We start from the raw sequence: 16596 nt of genomic DNA, 5'->3' as shown, positions 1-16596 counted from the left end.
CGCGCATTCCCCGCGCATAGTTTGAACCGCCCTCTGTTTTATGCGATGCTACCTGCGCCCCAGCATTCAAGAAAAGCAACAGGGCGTGAGGCAGACCAATCCTGTTATCCGTTCAAGAGGAGGAGACATGATTGTGTCATCGCAATTGCGCAGCATCGGCCTCGCCGGTCGCATGACATTTCCCCCATCGGTCGGCGCTTCGAGTTTAAGGAAAGCAACTGCCGTTTCCAGCTTCGTTTTCCTCACCAGTCTCATCGGAGTGTGTCATGCCGACACCCAGGTCGGCGGCACGCTTCCTCCCGCTCCCGACAAGCTATACGGCGATCTTTTCGTGGCCGTGCAAACCGCACAGATCTATCCCGATCAGAAGACCTTCGTCGACGCAACGCCGAACGCCGATCCTGCCGCGATCGTGCAACTGTACGAACAGCAGAAGAACAATCCCGGTTTTTCGCTGGCGAACTTCGTCAACCAGTACTTCACTGCGCCGAGCGAACCGGTCATCACGCCGCCCGCGAATCAGACGCTGCGCGAGCACATCAACTGGCTCTGGCCTGCCCTCACCCGCACCACGACAAGCGCGCCGGCCAACAGCTCGCTGATTCCGTTACCGAAACCGTATGTGGTGCCGGGAGGCCGCTTCCGCGAGGGTTACTACTGGGACACGTACTTCACGATGCTGGGGCTGCAGGAATCGGGCCACGAGGATCTCGTCGACAACATGCTCGACAACTTCGCGTATGAGATCGATACGTTCGGCCACATTCCAAACGGTAACCGCACCTACTATCTCGACCGTTCACAGCCGCCGTTCTTTTCGTACATGGTGGCGCTGGCGGCGAAGGTGGAAGGCCGCGGCGTCTATCAGAAGTACTTGCCGGCCTTGCGCAAGGAGTATGCGTACTGGATGCAGGGAGAGACCTCGACGCAGCCGGGCCAGGCGACGCGCAACGTCGTCGTGATGCCGGACCGTACGGTGCTCAACCGCTACTGGGACGAACTCGACACACCGCGTGACGAGTCGTATCTGGAGGACATTCAGACGGCGCAGCAGGCCACCGGCCGCAACCCGAACGACGTCTACCGCGAATTGCGGGCGACCGCCGAGAGCGGCTGGGATTTCAGCTCCCGCTGGTTCGGCGACAACATGACACTCGCAACCGTGCGCACCACGTCGATCATTCCGGTCGATCTGAACAGCCTCATGTTCCACCTTGAAATCACCATCGCGAAAGGTTGTGGCGAGACACGCGATTTCCATTGTGTCGGCGAGTTCGCCGAGCGCGCCGCAAAACGGGCGCTCGGTATCAACCGGTACTTGTGGAATGCCAACGGCTATTACGGCGACTACGACTGGACGCTCGCGAAACCGCGCGACAACAAGACCGCGGCGATGGTGTTTCCGTTGTGGGTCGGTGCGGCGTGGCCGGATCGCGCGCGAAAGACGGCTCAGCAGGTGCAGTCCGTCCTGCTGCAACCGGGCGGCCTGGCGACGACCACCTACAACACCACGCAGCAATGGGATGCGCCGAACGGCTGGGCGCCGCTGCACTGGGTCGCGATCGAAGGCCTGAAGCGCTATGGCCAGGATGCACTGGCGCAGCAGATCGGCACGCGCTTTCTGGCCGACGTGAAAGGTGTTTATGCGTCGGAGAAGAAGCTGGTTGAAAAATACGTGGTGGAAGGCACGGGCACCGGTGGTGGAGGCGGTGGCGAGTATCCGCTGCAGGACGGCTTTGGATGGACCAACGGCGTGACGCTCAAGCTACTCGATCTGTATAGCCCGGGCGAGTAAGCATGCCGTGAAGCGAATCCGGCTGAAATCTGGCTGAAGCGAGGCGCGCGCGCCAGCATCACATGACGTGCACGCCTCGCTTCAGCGCGCGCCTCGATACATCAGGCCATATCCTGCGTATTGAGGCGCCCCTTCAGGTCACGCCGAGTTTCGCGAGCAGCGCTTTGGCCGCGGCTTCCGACGACGCGGGATTCTGCCCCGTAATCAGATTGCCCGCGACCACCACATGCGACTGCCAATCCGGCCCTTTCGAATACCTGGCGCCGCTCTTCTTCAACATGTCTTCGACGAGGAATGGCACGACGTCCGTGAGACCGACCGCCGCTTCTTCGGAATTGGCAAAGCCGGTCACGGGTTTATCGCGCACGAGTGGCGTCTCGTCCGGCCCCTTTGCATGGCGTAGCACACCGGGTGCATGGCAAACCGCACTGACCGGTTTCCCGGCGGCATGGAGCGCTTCGATCAGGGCGATGGAATGCTTGTCCTCGGCGAGATCCCATAGCGGACCATGGCCACCCGGATAGAACACCGCGTCATAGTCCGCAGCCGACACAGTCGAAAGCTGCGCGGTATTCGCCAACACGGCTTGCGCGTCCGCATCCTTTCTGAATCGCCGGGTGGCGTCGGTCTGCGCGTCGGGGTCGTCGCTCTTCGGGTCGAGCGGCGGCTGGCCGCCTTTGGGCGAAGCGAGCGTCATTGCGACGCCGGCATCCTTGAACACGTAATACGGTGCGGCAAATTCTTCGAGCCAGAAGCCGGTTTTCCGGCCCGTATTGCCGAGCTGGTCATGTGAAGTCAGTACCACCAGAATCTTCATGGCAACCTCGCGAGCGGATTCAATGCGCGTTGCACCAGGCGATCGAGCGGTGTCGTCGGCGCGTGTTGCGACATGCCACGGAGCGGCGTTGGCGGCTCCTGGCGCTCTGGCAGTATAGGCGGCTATCCGGAACGCCGAAGCGATTTTCCGGCTTTACCGCGCGCGCTTTTCGCAGGCCGGCCGTGCGCGCTAGACAACATAAATGTCGGGGTTGTCCACCAAGGGCAAAAACTGCCCTGTGCGCCCATCGAGCGCGAGCATCGCGCCGCTTTCGATTTCGAAAATCCAGCCGTGCAGCCGCAGCGTCTTGTTCACGAGACCCAGGGCCACCGACGGATGCGTGCGAATGTTCGCGAGTTGAGCCATCACGTTGTCTTTGACCAGCGCGTCGAGACGCTCGGCATCGGACGCATAGGTTCGCGACGCGTTGATCGCTTTCGCCGCGTCGGCGTGGCGGAGCCAGCCCGCCACGGCCGGCAGATGGTCTAGGTTCTTGCACGTGCAGATCGCCGTCATCGCGCCGCAATTGGAGTGGCCGCAAATCACGATATCGCGCACGCCGAGCACCGCCACCGCGTATTCGACGGTGGCCGACACGCCGCCCGGCTCGGGACCGTAAGACGGCACGATGTTGCCCGCGTTGCGGATCACGAACAGCGCGCCGGGCTCCACCTGCGTCAACAGTTCGGGAACGACACGGCTGTCCGAGCAGGTCACGAACAGCGTGCGCGGATTTTGCGCAATCGACAAACGTTTGAACAATGCGCTCTGTTGCGGGAAGACTTCGCGTTGAAAGCGGACGAATCCTTCTATGATTTCCTGCACGACATTCTCCGGATAGTCAAAGCCTCATCCTGCCGCGTTTGCGGCAACGGTCCAAGGCGTGTCAGCGATCGGTTGGCGCGACTATACCGCAGCGCGAACAGGGCGCCCGCAAACCCTTGCGCCGCATGGGGGAGCAGGCCCGGCGCACCGGTGCCGGACCGCCCTCCGCAAGTCAGGAGTTGGGCCACGCGGGCCTCAGTTGAAATCCCCGGTTTCGAGCTCCACGGATCGTCCCCCGTTTTTCTCGAGGACCCGCCGCGCAGCATTTTCAATCCGCGTGCGATTGGCCTCGAAGGTCCCGACCAGATTGTGGGCCGACGGCCCCTCGTTGCCGAAATGGTCGTTCAACGCGTCCAGCGACACGCTGCACCAGACGTCGGCTCCATCGACATTGGCTTCGAAGGCGACGCGCGCCGCTGCCACCACTTCACGGCGTCCGGTGAATTCGATCCTCATAATGACCCTCCATTTGGCGAAAGTAGCGCTGAACGCGCAAAGGCTGTGCCAAGCTGCGGCTTCCAAGCCGTATAAGCGAATTGTCAGCCTCGCCATCGCTGCCCGCCCTCAGCGCACATTCTCCGCAAGGTGCATACTCGACATCGGCCGCTTTCGTGCGGCCGCGCTTTTGCGCCGCGGCATGCCTGCCACCTGTCACGCCGTCGGACGCTTCCAACATCCTAATACTACCCGCCCCATGTCCCGCAGCCCGCAATCGTCGCGTCCTTTAGTCATTGCCGCCGTGATGGCCTCCATGGCGATGGTCGCCATCGAAGCCACCATCGTTTCCACCGCCATGCCGCAGATCGTCGCGCAGCTCGGCGACCTGCATCTGTATAGCTGGGTCTTTTCGTCGTTCCTGCTCACGCAAACGGCGATGACCGTGGTGTTCGGCAAGCTCGCCGATCTGTATGGGCGCAAGCCGATCGTGCTCGCGGGCATCGCGATCTTTCTGCTCGGCTCGGTGCTGGCCGGCTTCGCCTGGTCGATGCCGGCCATGATCGTGTTCCGCCTGATTCAGGGCGTGGGCGCGGGCGCGATCCAGCCGGTCACGCTGACCATCGTCGCCGACCTCTATCCGGCGCGCGAGCGCGGCAAGGTGCAAGGCTATCTCGCCAGCGTGTGGGCCATCTCGGCGGTGGTCGGGCCGATGGTGGGCGGCTTCATCATCCACAACCTGTCGTGGGCGTGGATCTTCTGGATGAACGTGCCGATCGGCCTTGCGTCGGCCGCCGGCTTCATCGCGTTCCTGCGCGAATCGGAGCGGCACGCGCGTCCGTCGATCGATTTCGCGGGCGCGGCGCTTTTCATGGCGGCGATCGCGGCGCTGATGATGGCGCTGACCTACGCCGGCGACGACGAGATCGCCAGGGCCACGCTCGCGGGCGGCGCGTTCCTGCTGTGCCTGCTGGTGTTCGTGTTCCAGGAGCGCCGCGCGGCCGAGCCGATGATCTCGTTCGCGCTCTGGAGCCGCCGGCCGATTGCCGCGTGCAACGCCGCGACCCTGCTGTCCGGCATGATCCTGATGGGCTCGACGACCTTCCTGCCGATGTACGTCCAGGGCGTGTTGCACGGCTCGCCGGTGGTCGCCGGCCTTGCGCTCACGATGATGATGGTGGGCTGGCCGGTGGGCGCGACGCTCGCGGCGAAATCATTTCACCGCATCGGCCTGCGGCGCATTCTGGTCGGCGGCAGCGCGTTCATACCGATTGGCGCAGTGCTGCTGCTGTTCCTGCAGCCTGGCGGCTCGCCGCTCATCGCGGCGTTCGGTTCGCTCATCATGGGCTTCGGCATGGGCACCTCGAGCGTCAGTTCGCTGGTGCTGATCCAGGAGATCGTCAAGATGGACGAGCGCGGCAGCGCCACCGCGTCGAACCTCTTTTCGCGCAATCTCGGCAGCACGCTGGGCGCGACACTGTTCGGCGCGGTGCTCAACTTCGGGCTGAGTCACTCGAAGGACGTCGCCGTGGTCACGTCCGATCAGCTGAAGGCCCTGTTGCAGAATCAGGTGGCGAGTCTCGCCGACAGCGACATGATCCGCATGGTGTTGCATCACTCGCTGCACCTCACCTTCGTCTCGATCTTCGCGATTGCGATTTTTGTGGTCGTGCTGCTGGGCTTCGTGCCGGCGATCAACATCGGGCCGGCGAAGCAGGTGCCGCTTGAAGCGTTATCGCCGCTCGAGGACTGATCGTCGTCAGGAACCACCCGCTGGCAACGTGGCGGCGAAAAAATCGATTGCCCGTTGGGCCGTCTGCGCATGGACGGCGTCGCGATCGACGCCCGGATTGTCCTTGCAAAGGGTCGCAAGACGTTCGACTCCCGCAGGCAGACAGGTGTCGAGAAAGGTGTAGTGCGCCGCACCCGGCACCATCGTGACCCTGGCCTTCGGCATAAAGCCCGCGATGCGGTGAATGTTGGTGTCCACCGGCGCGGTCACGTCGGCCTCGCCCGCGAGCAGCGACACGGGAATGGCGACGTCGGCGAACGAGGTGTTGTCGAAGGCCTCGCCCAGCGCCGGCGCGATCGCAAAGACCGCCTTGACGCGCGGGTCGCGGTACGAGTCGCCGGCGTGCGCGCGTGACGCCTTCGCCTCCGGTGACGGCGTGGCGAGCGCCAGGGCAAGCGCTTGCGGGTCCTCGTGAAGTCTGGCGGCTTCCGGCGGATGACAGATGGCATCGGCCTGCGGCGACGCGCAGAAGCGCTCGAATGCCGGCAAATTGGTGCGCGCGCCCGCCAGTTCAAGAACCGTATACCCACCGAGCGAGAAGCCCACGGCGCCGATCCGGTCGCGGTCGACGTGCGGACCCAGCATCGGGTCGGCGAGCACGCCGTCGAGCACTTCGCTGGCGTCCGTGGCGCGCTCCCACCAGAGCAGGAAGCCGTCGCGGGTTAGCGGCTCAAGCGCGTTGTTACCCGGATGATTGGCGCCGGCAACAATGTAGCCTTCAGCGGCCAGCGCCGATGCCAGCCAGTCGAGACTGTCCGCGCTGCCGCCGGTACCGTGTGACAGGACAAGCAGCGGATATTGGGCGCGCGCGCCGGACAGCGGCGCACTCACGACGGCCGGATGCCCGTGGAAAAGCGGATGAGCGGGCACGCCAATCTCGTGCGCGACCTCCGGAAGTGCCGGATCGGCCGGATACCAGATGTTCGTCACGAGGGCCTGCGTCCGCGCCCCGCGCCAATGACGAGCCACAGCGGGATGAAAGACGCGCGTCGCTTCGCCCACATGCCAGGCGGCCTGATCTGCCGGCGCGGCCGCCACCGGCCACAACGCAGCCGCGCATAGGAAGGCGGCACAGTAACGACGAAACATGTTCGATCCTTGCGAATGGGGATCGCCTCGATTGCGCTGGCAATCCGTGGACGGTAGTCACGCTCGGTGCCGGGCTTCAGCATGGCGCCAGGGTTGCGGCCTCATTGCCGGAAGGCGGCGCAGAGCGTGCGAGATTTGCAGGGACGCCGGGCGAAATGGCCGCGCGCCGCTGTGCAGATAAGCACGAGGACCCGCTGCGCGTCAATGGCCGTCCCGGCAGAGCCTCACCATCCAGTCATAAACCGCATCCACTGCCGCGGAACGTGCCGGCTGCGCGGAGCGCATCAAAAAGCTGCGGCGTGTCCGTGCTCGATGCGCCGACCGACGTGTTCGCGGTGACGCTGCACTATCCCGGTCGCGATCCGAACAGCGTGAATCCGGCCGACTACCAGGCCGACTACCAGGCCGCCTACGGCGCACTGAAGAAAATCCGCCCGTACATCACGCAGTTCAACGCGACGAGTTACATCAACGATCTCGCGGGCGACGACATTTGCTTCGCGCTGAGCTGGTCGGGTGACGTCCCGATGGCGAGCCATCGCGCGCGCGAAGCCAACAAGCGTTACGAGGTCAAATACTTCATTCCTCAAGGCGGTGCGCCGGTCTGGTTCGACATGATGGCGATCCCGAAAGACGCGCCGCATCCGCAGGCGGCGCTCGACTGGATCAACTACATCGAGCGCCCCGAGGTTCATGCGGGGATCACCGATGCGGTGTTCTATCCGAACGCGGACGCCGCCGCGCGCAAATTCGTGCGGCCGGAAATTCTCAACGATCCGACCGTGTATCCGCCGGAGTCCGTGCTGAAGACGCTGTTTCTGCTCAAGCCCTTGCCCACCGAGATCAAACGCCTGGAAGGCAGGCTGTGGGCGCAGCTGAAGACAGGAGGATAAGGAAGCGACGGTGTGCGGATCAGCCGCCTTTCGCGTACAACGTCGACTCCGCGAATCCTTCGGCGGCCAACACCTGTCCCACCAGGATCAGCGCAGTCCGCTCGATGTTGGTGGACTGCACTTTGCCGACGATATCGTCGAGCGTGCCGGTGATCTTTTCTTCATCCGGCCAGCTCGCGCGATAGATCACCGCGATCGGGCACTCACCGCCGTAATGCGGCCGCAATTCGTCGACGATGCGCGCGAGATGGCGCACGCCGAGGTGGATCGCCATCGTCGCGCGATGCCTTGCGAGGTCGGCGAGTCGTTCGCCCTCCGGCATCGTCGTTTTGCTCGCGAAGCGCGTGAGAATCAGCGTCTGCGAAATATTGGGCAACGTGAGTTCGCAGCCGAGCGTCGCCGCGCATGCCGCGGTGGCCGTCACGCCGGGCACGATCTCGTAGGGAATACCGAGTTCGCGAAGTCTGCGGATCTGCTCGCCGATCGCCCCGTACAACGACGGGTCGCCGGAATGCACGCGGGCCACGTGCTGGCCTTTGTCGTGTGCCGCCTTGAGCAACGCGACGATCTGATCGAGGTCGAGTTCGGCGGTATTCACGACCTGTTCAGCGCGATGCCCCTCCAACACAGCGGCCGGCACCAGCGAGCCGGCGTACAGGATCACCGGGCAATCGCGCACGAGGCGCTGCCCCTTCACCGTGATCAGTTCCGGGTCGCCGGGACCCGCGCCGATAAAAAACACCGTCATTCAATACTCCATGATTCGTTTGGCCGGCATGTCATGCACGCGCCACTTGAGGCAGGACTCGCAATGCTTCCAGCAAGCCGGCCACGTCTGCAAACTCGCGATCCACCGTGGGTAGCTCAGGACGCCTCAGCATGACGACCGGCAAGCCGCGCTCGCGTGCGACCTCGAGTTTCGCCTCGGTGGCGCTGCCGCCGCTGTTCTTGCTGACGACGACATCGAATGCTTCCGCGTCGAACAGCGCTCGCTCGCCTTCGAGCGTAAACGGGCCGCGCGCCGCCAGAATCCGCGCGCGTGGATTGGCTTCATGCGCGTCGAGACAGCGCACCGTCCAGAACTGCTGCGGTGGGATTTCGTCGAGATGCGCGAGCGGTTCGCGGCCGAGCGTGAACAGTGGCCGCCTGAACGCGGCGAGCGCGGCCGAGAGTTCGGCCCAATCGCCGACCATGCGCCAGTCGTCGCCGGCCTGCGGCTGCCAGCCCGCGCGACGCAATGCCCAGCACGGCACACGCAGCGCGCCACTCGCTTTCGCGGCATTGGCGCTGATCCGCGCGGCATACGGATGCGTCGCATCGATGACGAGGCCAATGCGTTCGCTCTCGATATAGCGCGTCATGCCTTCGCTGCCACCGAAGCCGCCCACGCGCACCTCGCACGACAAATCCTCCGGCACCTTGCCGAGGCCCGCGAGGCTGTACACGTGCCCGGAGCCGAGTTGTCTCGCGATCCGCAAGGCGTCGCCGGTGCCGCCGAGCAGCAGGATCCGCGTCATCGCGCGACTCCGATCAGATTGCCCTGGCGGTCGATCGCGAACATTTCGACGGCGACCTGCGGCGGCACGATCGCGCGCGCGACAGCGAGCGCATGCCGGCAGACGATGTCGCCGAGCGGCACCTGCTGCGCGTGCGCCAACGCGACGGCCTGCTGACTCGTATTGGCGGCGAGAATCGCCGCCTGCAACGTGTCGTCAGCGCCATTCTCGGCAGCCCACGTTGCCAGCCGTTCCAGATCGATGCTCGAATTCCGGCTATGCAGATCGAGATGCCCGGCTGCCAGCTTGCTGAGTTTGCCGAAGCCGCCGCACACGCTCAGGCGCTCGACCGGCGCGCGCTTCATATGCTTGAGCACCGCGCCGACAAAGTCGCCCATTTCGATCAGCGCGATATCCGGCAGACCGTAGTGCGCGCGCATCGCGTCTTCGCTTGCGTTGCCGGTGCAGGCGGCGAGATGCAGGTAACCGTTGGCACGCGCGACGTCGATGCCCTGATGAATCGACGCGATATAGGCCGAGCACGAGAACGGCCGCACGATGCCGGTAGTGCCGAGAATCGACAGGCCGCCGAGAATGCCCAGGCGCGGGTTCATCGTTTTCAGTGCGAGCGCTTCGCCGCCTTCGACGCCGATCGTCACTTCGAAGCCGCCGCTGTATCCATGCTCCGCCGCCAGCTCGGTCAGATGCTCGGTCATCATCTTGCGCGGCACCGGATTGATGGCCGGTTCGCCGACCGGCAGCGTGAGGCCGGCGCGCGTCACCGTGCCGACGCCCGGCCCCGCGCGGAATATCACCCCCGGTTCCGCACACAGGCGCACGCGGGCGAATACGATTGCGCCGTGCGTCACGTCGGGGTCGTCGCCGGCGTCCTTTACCGTGCCCGCTTCCGCGCCGTCGGCGGTCAGCCGGCAGAACACCAGGGGCATCGGCACATGCTGGCCCTTCGGCAACACGATCTCCGCGACCTCGCTGACGATACCCGCGAGCAACAGGCGCGCGGCCGCGAGCGACGTCGCGGTGGCGCAACTGCCGGTCGTGTAGCCGCTGCGCAGCGGCGCGGGCTGTTCGGGGGTTTCTTCGCGCATTACGGGTGGGGTGGGGAGTCGGCTGAACTGGTGGACGTGGATGTGGCGTTATTGCATGAGGTGCCGCTTGTGCCGCTTGTGCCGCTTGTGTCATTCGTACCGTACGTGCCGCTCGTGCTGCTGGCCAGCTTCGTGACTTCCAGCAGCGTGATCGGCAACGCCTGCCGCCACGTATCGAAGCCGCCAAGCGGTTGCGCGTCGGCCAGCGCGATGCGCGTCAACGTGCCGCCGTGCTGCTCACGCCACGCGGCCAGCGCGGCTTCGCCTTGCAAGGTCACGGCGTTGGCGACCAGACGTCCGCCGTCGCGCAAACGCGCCCAGCAGGCGTCGAGCACGCCCGGCACCGTCACCCCGCCGCCGATGAACACGGCGTCCGGCACAGCCAATCCCTCCAGCGCATCGGGCGCGCGCCCGGCCACCAGTTGCAAACCCGGCACACCCAACGCATCGCGATTGTGCTCGATGAACCGCTGCCGCTCCGCGTGCCCTTCGATCGCAATCGCGCGGCATGTCGGGTGCGCGCGCATCCATTCGATGCCGATCGAGCCACTGCCCGCACCCACATCCCATAGCAATTCGCCGGGCGTCGGCGCGAGGCGCGCCAGCGTGATCGCGCGGACGTCGCGTTTGGTCAGCTGACCGTCGTGGCGAAAGGCGTCGTCGGGCAAGCCGGCGGTCAACGGCAAACGCGGGGCGCCTTCCGTTGCACGGCATTCAAGCGCGATCAGATTCAGCGCGGCCACTTCGCCCGCGGGCCACTGGTCCGCACGGCCATCGATGTGCCGCTCGAGATTTCCGCCCAAATGTTCCAGCACGGTCATCCGCGTCGCGCCGAAACCGCGCGCGTTCAGCAGTTCGGCCAGCGCAGCGGGCGTGCGCCCGTCCGCGCTCAGCACGAAGACGCGCGCGCCGTCGTGCAAATAGGCATTCAGTGTCGGTAACGGCCGCCCGACCAGCGACACCGTGGCGACGTCCTGCAACGGCCAGCCAAGCCGCGCGGCCGCCAGCGACAACGACGACGGCGCGGGCAGCACCCGCAATTCGCCGGCCGGCAAGTGCCGCGCCAAGGTCGCGCCGACGCCGAACAGCATCGGGTCCCCACTCGCCAGCACGCACACGGACCCCGTACGCTCCGCCAGCAAAGGCGCGAGATCGAACGGCTTCGGCCATGCCGCACGGCGCGCGGCGAGACGCGTGGGCAGCATCGCCAGATGCCGTTCGCCGCCGTAGACCACCGACGCCTCCAGCAAAGCACGCCGCGCGGGCCTCCCCAAACCGGCGAAGCCGTCATCGCCCATGCCCACCACGGTCAGCCACGCCGGCATGCATCCATCCTCATTCTGTATCTTCAAATAATGCGCTGTGCCACGCCGATCAAAGCGTCCAGCCTCGTTGTGCTGTTCGAAAAAAGGCATAATACAGCCGCCGGTGCCCTTCGGGGCCGAAGAGGGAACACAGTGTCACTGTGGCTGCCCCCGCAACTGTATGCAGCGAGTCCGCCTGCGCTCCGCGCCACTGGTTCGACCGGGAAGGCCGCGGTGGACCATGACCTGCCAGCCAGGAGACCTGCCGGCCAGACTGTTCGTGCCAGCCTACATCGGGCGGGGTGTACCGATGCCGCAGCAATGCCCGCCAGGGCGGCGCTCGGGCCGTCGCGCGACGCTAAACCCGGTGTCCGTCTTGAATCAAGCTTCGCCCTCCACTGCTTTGCCCGACGCGGCCCTGGCGCTGCGGCCCTCGGCGTGTCCGGGGCTGCTGCGCATTGTCGCCGCACGCGACGGCGGGCTTTGCCGGATCAGGTTGCCCGGCGGCGAGCTGAGCGCGGCGCAAGCCGCGGTAGTCGCCGACGTGAGCGAGGAGCATGCGGCCGGTGTGATCGAGTTGACCAATCGCGCGAATTTGCAGGTGCGGGGCGTGCGAAGCGGGCATGAAGCGGCGTTGATCGCCGCGTTGGTCGATGCGGGGCTCGGGCCGATTGGGACGATCAGGGCGACCGGTGCAGCAGATGCTGAGAGCTTGCTGCTCGCGATCTCGACGGATACTTCTGACACGCCCCGGATCGTCGCAGCGAACGCTTCAAATACGCGATCGGCAACCGCACAACACGCTGCCGGCTCGATTTCAGCATCCGCTGCGGACGATGTGCGCAATGTGATGGTGAGCCCGACTGCCGGACGCGACCCATTTGCACTGTTCGACACGAGGCCCCTTTGCGTCGAACTGCTCGCCTTGCTGCAATCCGATGCTCGTTTCGTGGCGCTATCGCCCAAATTCGCGCTTTTGCTCGATGGTGGCGAGCGTCTTGCCAGACTGGATCATCCGCACGATGTCTGGCTGGCGGCAACACAAGCTGAAGACGGCGTGCGATTTGTGTTTGGATTGGCGGGTTGCCCACCTGTGGTGGGCGACGCGAACACAGGCGCCCTCGCCGCCGTGCTCCCCGTGCAAGTCGCGGGTCTGGTCCGTGCGCTGCTACACACGTTCCTCGACCTGGCCGCACCGGATGCCACACGCATGCGCCACCTGCTTGCCCAGCAGTCCGTCGACGCGCTGTTACAGCACGCTCAAACGTATGTCGATTTCCCGCTGTCACGCGACACGTCGCTCGCGCACTGGCAACGCAGCACGCCTGCCGATGCCGCGCTCAGACTCGGCGCGCACGCACAGCGAGTCGCTGGCATGCGGCACGTAGGCGGCCAACCGCCGCTCGGACGCCTCGACGCCGACACCTTGCGCGGCCTCGCCGCGCTCTCGCAACAGCAAGGCAACGGCACGTTGCGCATGACGCCCTGGCAAAGCGTGCTACTGCCCGATATCGCGGCCCATGCCGCGCCCGCCGTGCTCGCTGAAATGAACGCGCTAGGTCTTGCCTGCGATCCGTCACAACGCGTTACGCACCTGATCGCCTGCACCGGTTCCACAGGCTGCGCCAAAAGCCTCGCCGACACCAAAGCGGACGCGCTGCTGCTGGCGAATCGCTTACCCGAGGGCGTCGATGTCCATCTGAGCGGCTGTCCGCGCTCGTGCGCCGCCGCCCATTGCGCGCCGTACACGCTGCTGGCCGCGGCGCCCGGCATCTACGACCTTTTTCGCCGCGATGGCGCGCCGGGTTTCGGCTCGTGCATCGCGCACCAACTCACGATCGAACAGGCCGCCGACATGCTCGACCCATTGGCACATCCGGCCCGGAGCCCCTCAGATGCTTGATTACATTCGCGACGGTCAGGAGATCTATCGCCAATCCTTCGCGACGATACGTGCGGAGGCCGATCTCGCGCGCATCCCCGCCGACCTCGAGAAACTCGCGGTGCGCGTGATTCACGCCTGCGGCATGGTCGACGTCGTCGACGATCTTCAGTTTTCCGAAGGCGCCGGGGTTGCGGGCCGCGCTGCGCTTGCTCAGGGCGCGCCGATTCTGTGCGACGCCGGCATGGTGGCGCAAGGCATCACGCGCGCACGGCTGCCCGCGAACAACGACGTGATCTGCACGCTCACGCATCAGGACGTTCCCGCGCTCGCGCGTGAATTCGGCAATACGCGCTCGGCCGCCGCGCTCGAATTGTGGCGGCCGCATCTGGCCGGCAGCGTCGTCGTGATCGGCAACGCGCCGACCGCCCTCTTTCATCTGCTCGACATGCTCGATGCCGGCGCGCCGAAGCCCGCGTTGATCCTCGGTTTTCCGGTCGGCTTCGTCGGCGCGGCCGAATCGAAGGCGCTGCTTGCCGAAGACAGCCGCGGCGTGCCCTACGTCGTGGTTCACGGCCGGCGCGGCGGCAGCGCGATGGCCGCCGCCGCCGTGAATGCGCTGGCGACGGAGGTCGAGTAAATGAGCGCGCAAGGACGGTTATTCGGACTGGGCGTCGGCCCCGGCGACCCGGAACTCATCACGCTGAAAGCGCTGCGTTTGCTGAAAGCGGCACCCGTAGTCGCGTATTTCGTCGCAAAGGGCAAGAAGGGCAACGCGTTCAGCATCATCGAGGCGCATCTGCACGATGCTCAGCAGCATCTGCCGCTCGTTTATCCCGTGACCACCGAAGCGCTCGAGCCGCCGCTTTCGTATGAAGCGATCATCGCCGACTTCTATGACACCGCCGCGCAGATCGTCGCCGGCCATCTCGATGCGGGCCGCGATGTTGCGGTGATTTGCGAAGGCGATCCGTTTTTCTATGGCTCGTACATGTATTTGCACGACCGCCTCGCAGCGCGTTTCGAGGCCGAAGTCGTACCCGGCGTCTGCTCGATGCTCGGCGGTGCGGCGGTACTCGGCTCGCCGCTGGTGTATCGCAATCAGAGTTTGTCGGTGCTCTCAGGCGTATTGCCTGAAGACGAACTGCGCCGGCGTCTCGCAGACGCGGACGCGGCGGTCATCATGAAACTCGGCCGCAATTTCGACAAGGTGCGGCGCGTGCTCGGCGAACTGGGGCTCGCGCATCGTGCGCTTTACGTCGAACGCGCGACGATGGGCAATCAGCGCATCGTGCCGCTCGATGAAGTCGATCCAATGGCATCGCCGTATTTTTCATTGCTCGTCGTGCCGGGGGAAAAATGGCAAGGTTGACGCCACCCGCCATTGTGATTCTCGGCGCGGGTGCGCTGGAGACCGCGCGGCGTATTCAGACGCTGTATGCGGGTTGCGAGGTGCACGCCTTGCAGGCACGTGTCGAGGCTGACGCGTCGTACACGGACCTCGGCGCGCATCTGCGTGAGCTGTATGCGCGCGGCACGCCGATCATCGCGTTGTGCGCGACCGGGATCGTGATTCGCTGCCTCGCGCCGTTGTTGTCGAACAAGGGCGTCGAGCCGCCGGTGCTGGCCGTCGCGGAAGACGGCAGTGCGGTCGTGCCGTTGCTCGGCGGTCTTGCAGGCGTCAACGTGATGGCTCGCGAGATGGCGGCTGCGTTGGCCGTGTCGCCCGCGATCACGACAAGTGGCGAACTGCGCTTCGGCACGTGCGTGCTCAATCCGCCTGACGGCTATGCACTCGCGGATTTGGCACAAGGCAAGCGCTTTGTTTCGGATCTGCTGGCGGGTGAGAGCACGCGCATCGAGGGTGAAGCACCGTGGCTCGACGATGCGCAATTGCCTCGCTCGGATTCGGCACGTCTCGCGATTCGCGTGACGCCGCGTGCGTGGGATGGGCGCGATGACGAACTGGTCATTCATCCACGAAGTGTGGTGGCGGCAGTGACAGTTGCGGGTGCGGGTGCGGGTGCGGGTGCGCATTCCGAGATGGATCCGGCCTTCGGTGCACATTCCGGTGCAGAGGCGCCGCCGGATTCCGGCGCGCGAATCGCCGCCCTGGTGCGCGACGCGTTGGACGCGCAGGGTCTTGCGACGCTTTCACTCGCGGCATTGCTGGCTTCAGCCGAACACATGGCGAACGCGGCGCTCGCCGACGCGGCGGCGAGCCTGAACGTACCGCTGCGGTTTGCAAAGGCGCGTCCGGAGGACGGCGAGCCGCCGAGCAATCTGCTGCATGCCGCGCTGCGCGTCCCCTATCAAACGTTGCATGACGACGCGAACGCCGGGGTTGCACTCGCGTTGGCCGCGCTGGCAATCGACCCGAACACGATTGGCCGTCCGCGCGGCCGCTTGACTGTGATCGGTCTCGGCCCCGGCCGCGCGGACCTGATGGTGCCCGCCGCGCGAACCGCGCTGAACGAAGCCACCGATATTCTCGGCTACGAAACCTACGTGAAAATGGCCGGCCCATTGCGCGCCGATCAGCGCGTCCACGGCACGGACAATCGCGAGGAAATGCAGCGGGCTCGTCATGCGTTCGAACTTGCGAGCACGGGACGCTCGGTGGTGATGGTGTCGTCGGGCGATCCCGGCGTGTTTGCGATGGCAGCCGCAGTGCTCGAAGCGCTCGAAGAAGGCGGTTCGACGAACGCCGACTGGCGCGCGGTCCAACTCGCCATCGTACCGGGGGTGTCCGCTGCCATGGCGACTGCCGCGCAAGCCGGTGCGCCGTTAGGCCATGACTTCTGCATGCTGTCGTTATCCGACAATCTGAAACCCTGGACCATCATCGAAAAGCGCCTTCGGCATGCGGCCGAAGCGGACCTGGTGATGGCCTTCTATAACCCGATTTCTCGCGCACGGCCCTGGCAACTGGATAAAGCGCTGGACATCGTGCGCGAATATCGCGGTGCGACGACGAAAGTCGTGCTCGGCCGCGACATCGGCAGGCCAGGCGGCACATTGCGCACGGTCACGCTAGGTGAGCTGCGCTCGTCCGATGTCGATATGCGCACGATGGTGATCGTCGGCTCGTCGACGACGCGAGGGTTTGCCAATGGAATCGAGGGTGGCGAGTGGGTGTATACGCCGCGGTGGTACGAGTAA

The 16596-nt window shown here is 65.3% G+C and carries 14 protein-coding genes, 1 pseudogene and 1 riboswitch; of the genes and pseudogenes, 7 read left to right on the top strand and 8 right to left on the bottom strand.

The genetic code is table 11. The features are described 5' to 3' along the window. The first annotated feature begins 127 nt into the window (after positions 1-127). Positions 128-1795, top strand: coding sequence for an alpha,alpha-trehalase TreA (gene treA, locus DSC91_RS06280; protein ID WP_115777325.1), 1668 nt, complete (start codon positions 128-130; stop codon positions 1793-1795). A gap of 133 nt (positions 1796-1928) precedes the next feature. Here the strand turns inward: treA and DSC91_RS06275 are convergent, their stop codons facing one another. The 3 genes from DSC91_RS06275 to DSC91_RS06265 form a co-directional block, all read right to left on the bottom strand. Continuing rightward, positions 1929-2612: a type 1 glutamine amidotransferase domain-containing protein gene (locus tag DSC91_RS06275; protein ID WP_115777324.1), complete on the bottom strand. Its 684-nt coding sequence runs from the start codon at positions 2610-2612 to the stop codon at positions 1929-1931. 189 nt (positions 2613-2801) lie between these two features. Beyond that, the gene (locus tag DSC91_RS06270; protein ID WP_115777323.1) at positions 2802-3437 is read right to left on the bottom strand and encodes a carbonic anhydrase; all 636 of its coding nucleotides are present in this window, start codon (positions 3435-3437) and stop codon (positions 2802-2804) included. Positions 3438-3632: 195 nt separating this feature from the next. Further along, the gene (locus DSC91_RS06265) at positions 3633-3893 is read right to left on the bottom strand and encodes a DUF1488 family protein (protein ID WP_115777322.1); all 261 of its coding nucleotides are present in this window, start codon (positions 3891-3893) and stop codon (positions 3633-3635) included. A gap of 238 nt (positions 3894-4131) precedes the next feature. Here DSC91_RS06265 and DSC91_RS06260 point away from each other — a divergent pair, with 238 nt between their 5' ends. Beyond that, the gene (locus DSC91_RS06260) at positions 4132-5625 is read left to right on the top strand and encodes an MDR family MFS transporter (RefSeq protein ID WP_115777321.1); all 1494 of its coding nucleotides are present in this window, start codon (positions 4132-4134) and stop codon (positions 5623-5625) included. Between the two features lie 6 nt (positions 5626-5631). Here DSC91_RS06260 and DSC91_RS06255 read toward each other — a convergent pair whose 3' ends face one another. After that, positions 5632-6753 (bottom strand): alpha/beta hydrolase family protein, encoded by a 1122-nt coding sequence (locus tag DSC91_RS06255; protein WP_115777320.1) that lies wholly within the window; start codon positions 6751-6753, stop codon positions 5632-5634. 284 nt (positions 6754-7037) lie between these two features. Here DSC91_RS06255 and DSC91_RS06250 point away from each other — a divergent pair. Further along, positions 7038-7646, top strand: a pseudogene (locus tag DSC91_RS06250) (extracellular solute-binding protein); the annotation flags it as partial. Positions 7647-7665: 19 nt separating this feature from the next. On the opposite strand, the gene cobM reads toward DSC91_RS06250, so the two are convergent. The 4 genes from cobM to cbiE are packed head-to-tail and all read right to left on the bottom strand — an operon-like array spanning position 7666 to position 11573. After that, positions 7666-8394 (bottom strand): precorrin-4 C(11)-methyltransferase, encoded by a 729-nt coding sequence (gene cobM, locus DSC91_RS06245; RefSeq protein ID WP_115777319.1) that lies wholly within the window; start codon positions 8392-8394, stop codon positions 7666-7668. Positions 8395-8425: 31 nt separating this feature from the next. Beyond that, on the bottom strand, positions 8426-9163 hold the full coding sequence (locus DSC91_RS06240; RefSeq protein ID WP_115777318.1) for a cobalt-precorrin-6A reductase: 738 nt from the start codon (positions 9161-9163) through the stop codon (positions 8426-8428). Continuing rightward, positions 9160-10248 (bottom strand): cobalt-precorrin-5B (C(1))-methyltransferase, encoded by a 1089-nt coding sequence (locus DSC91_RS06235; protein ID WP_115777317.1) that lies wholly within the window; start codon positions 10246-10248, stop codon positions 9160-9162. The genes DSC91_RS06240 and DSC91_RS06235 overlap by 4 nt, the downstream gene beginning before the upstream one ends. Further along, complete coding sequence (cbiE, locus tag DSC91_RS06230; protein ID WP_115779721.1) at positions 10248-11573, bottom strand: precorrin-6y C5,15-methyltransferase (decarboxylating) subunit CbiE; 1326 nt, start codon at positions 11571-11573, stop codon at positions 10248-10250. The genes DSC91_RS06235 and cbiE overlap by 1 nt, the downstream gene beginning before the upstream one ends. Before the next feature lie 84 nt (positions 11574-11657). Beyond that, positions 11658-11836: riboswitch (cobalamin riboswitch) on the top strand. 83 nt (positions 11837-11919) lie between these two features. Here cbiE and cobG point away from each other — a divergent pair. Genes cobG through cobJ form a run of 4 tightly spaced genes read left to right on the top strand, consistent with a single transcriptional unit; the run spans position 11920 to position 16596 of the window. Continuing rightward, positions 11920-13455: a precorrin-3B synthase gene (gene cobG / locus DSC91_RS06225; protein WP_279636308.1), complete on the top strand. Its 1536-nt coding sequence runs from the start codon at positions 11920-11922 to the stop codon at positions 13453-13455. Next, complete coding sequence (locus DSC91_RS06220; RefSeq protein WP_115777315.1) at positions 13448-14074, top strand: precorrin-8X methylmutase; 627 nt, start codon at positions 13448-13450, stop codon at positions 14072-14074. Before cobG ends, DSC91_RS06220 begins: the two co-directional genes overlap by 8 nt. Further along, the gene (locus tag DSC91_RS06215) at positions 14075-14806 is read left to right on the top strand and encodes a precorrin-2 C(20)-methyltransferase (RefSeq protein WP_115777314.1); all 732 of its coding nucleotides are present in this window, start codon (positions 14075-14077) and stop codon (positions 14804-14806) included. Further along, positions 14794-16596, top strand: a complete 1803-nt coding sequence (gene cobJ / locus DSC91_RS06210) for a precorrin-3B C(17)-methyltransferase (protein WP_115777313.1) — start codon at positions 14794-14796, stop codon at positions 16594-16596. Before DSC91_RS06215 ends, cobJ begins: the two co-directional genes overlap by 13 nt.

The organism is Paraburkholderia caffeinilytica (assembly GCF_003368325.1).
In the GTDB taxonomy this organism is placed as follows: Bacteria; Pseudomonadota; Gammaproteobacteria; order Burkholderiales; family Burkholderiaceae; genus Paraburkholderia; species Paraburkholderia caffeinilytica.
Note: the sequence above shows the minus strand (reverse complement) of the source record. Positions and strands in the feature narration are given on the sequence as shown.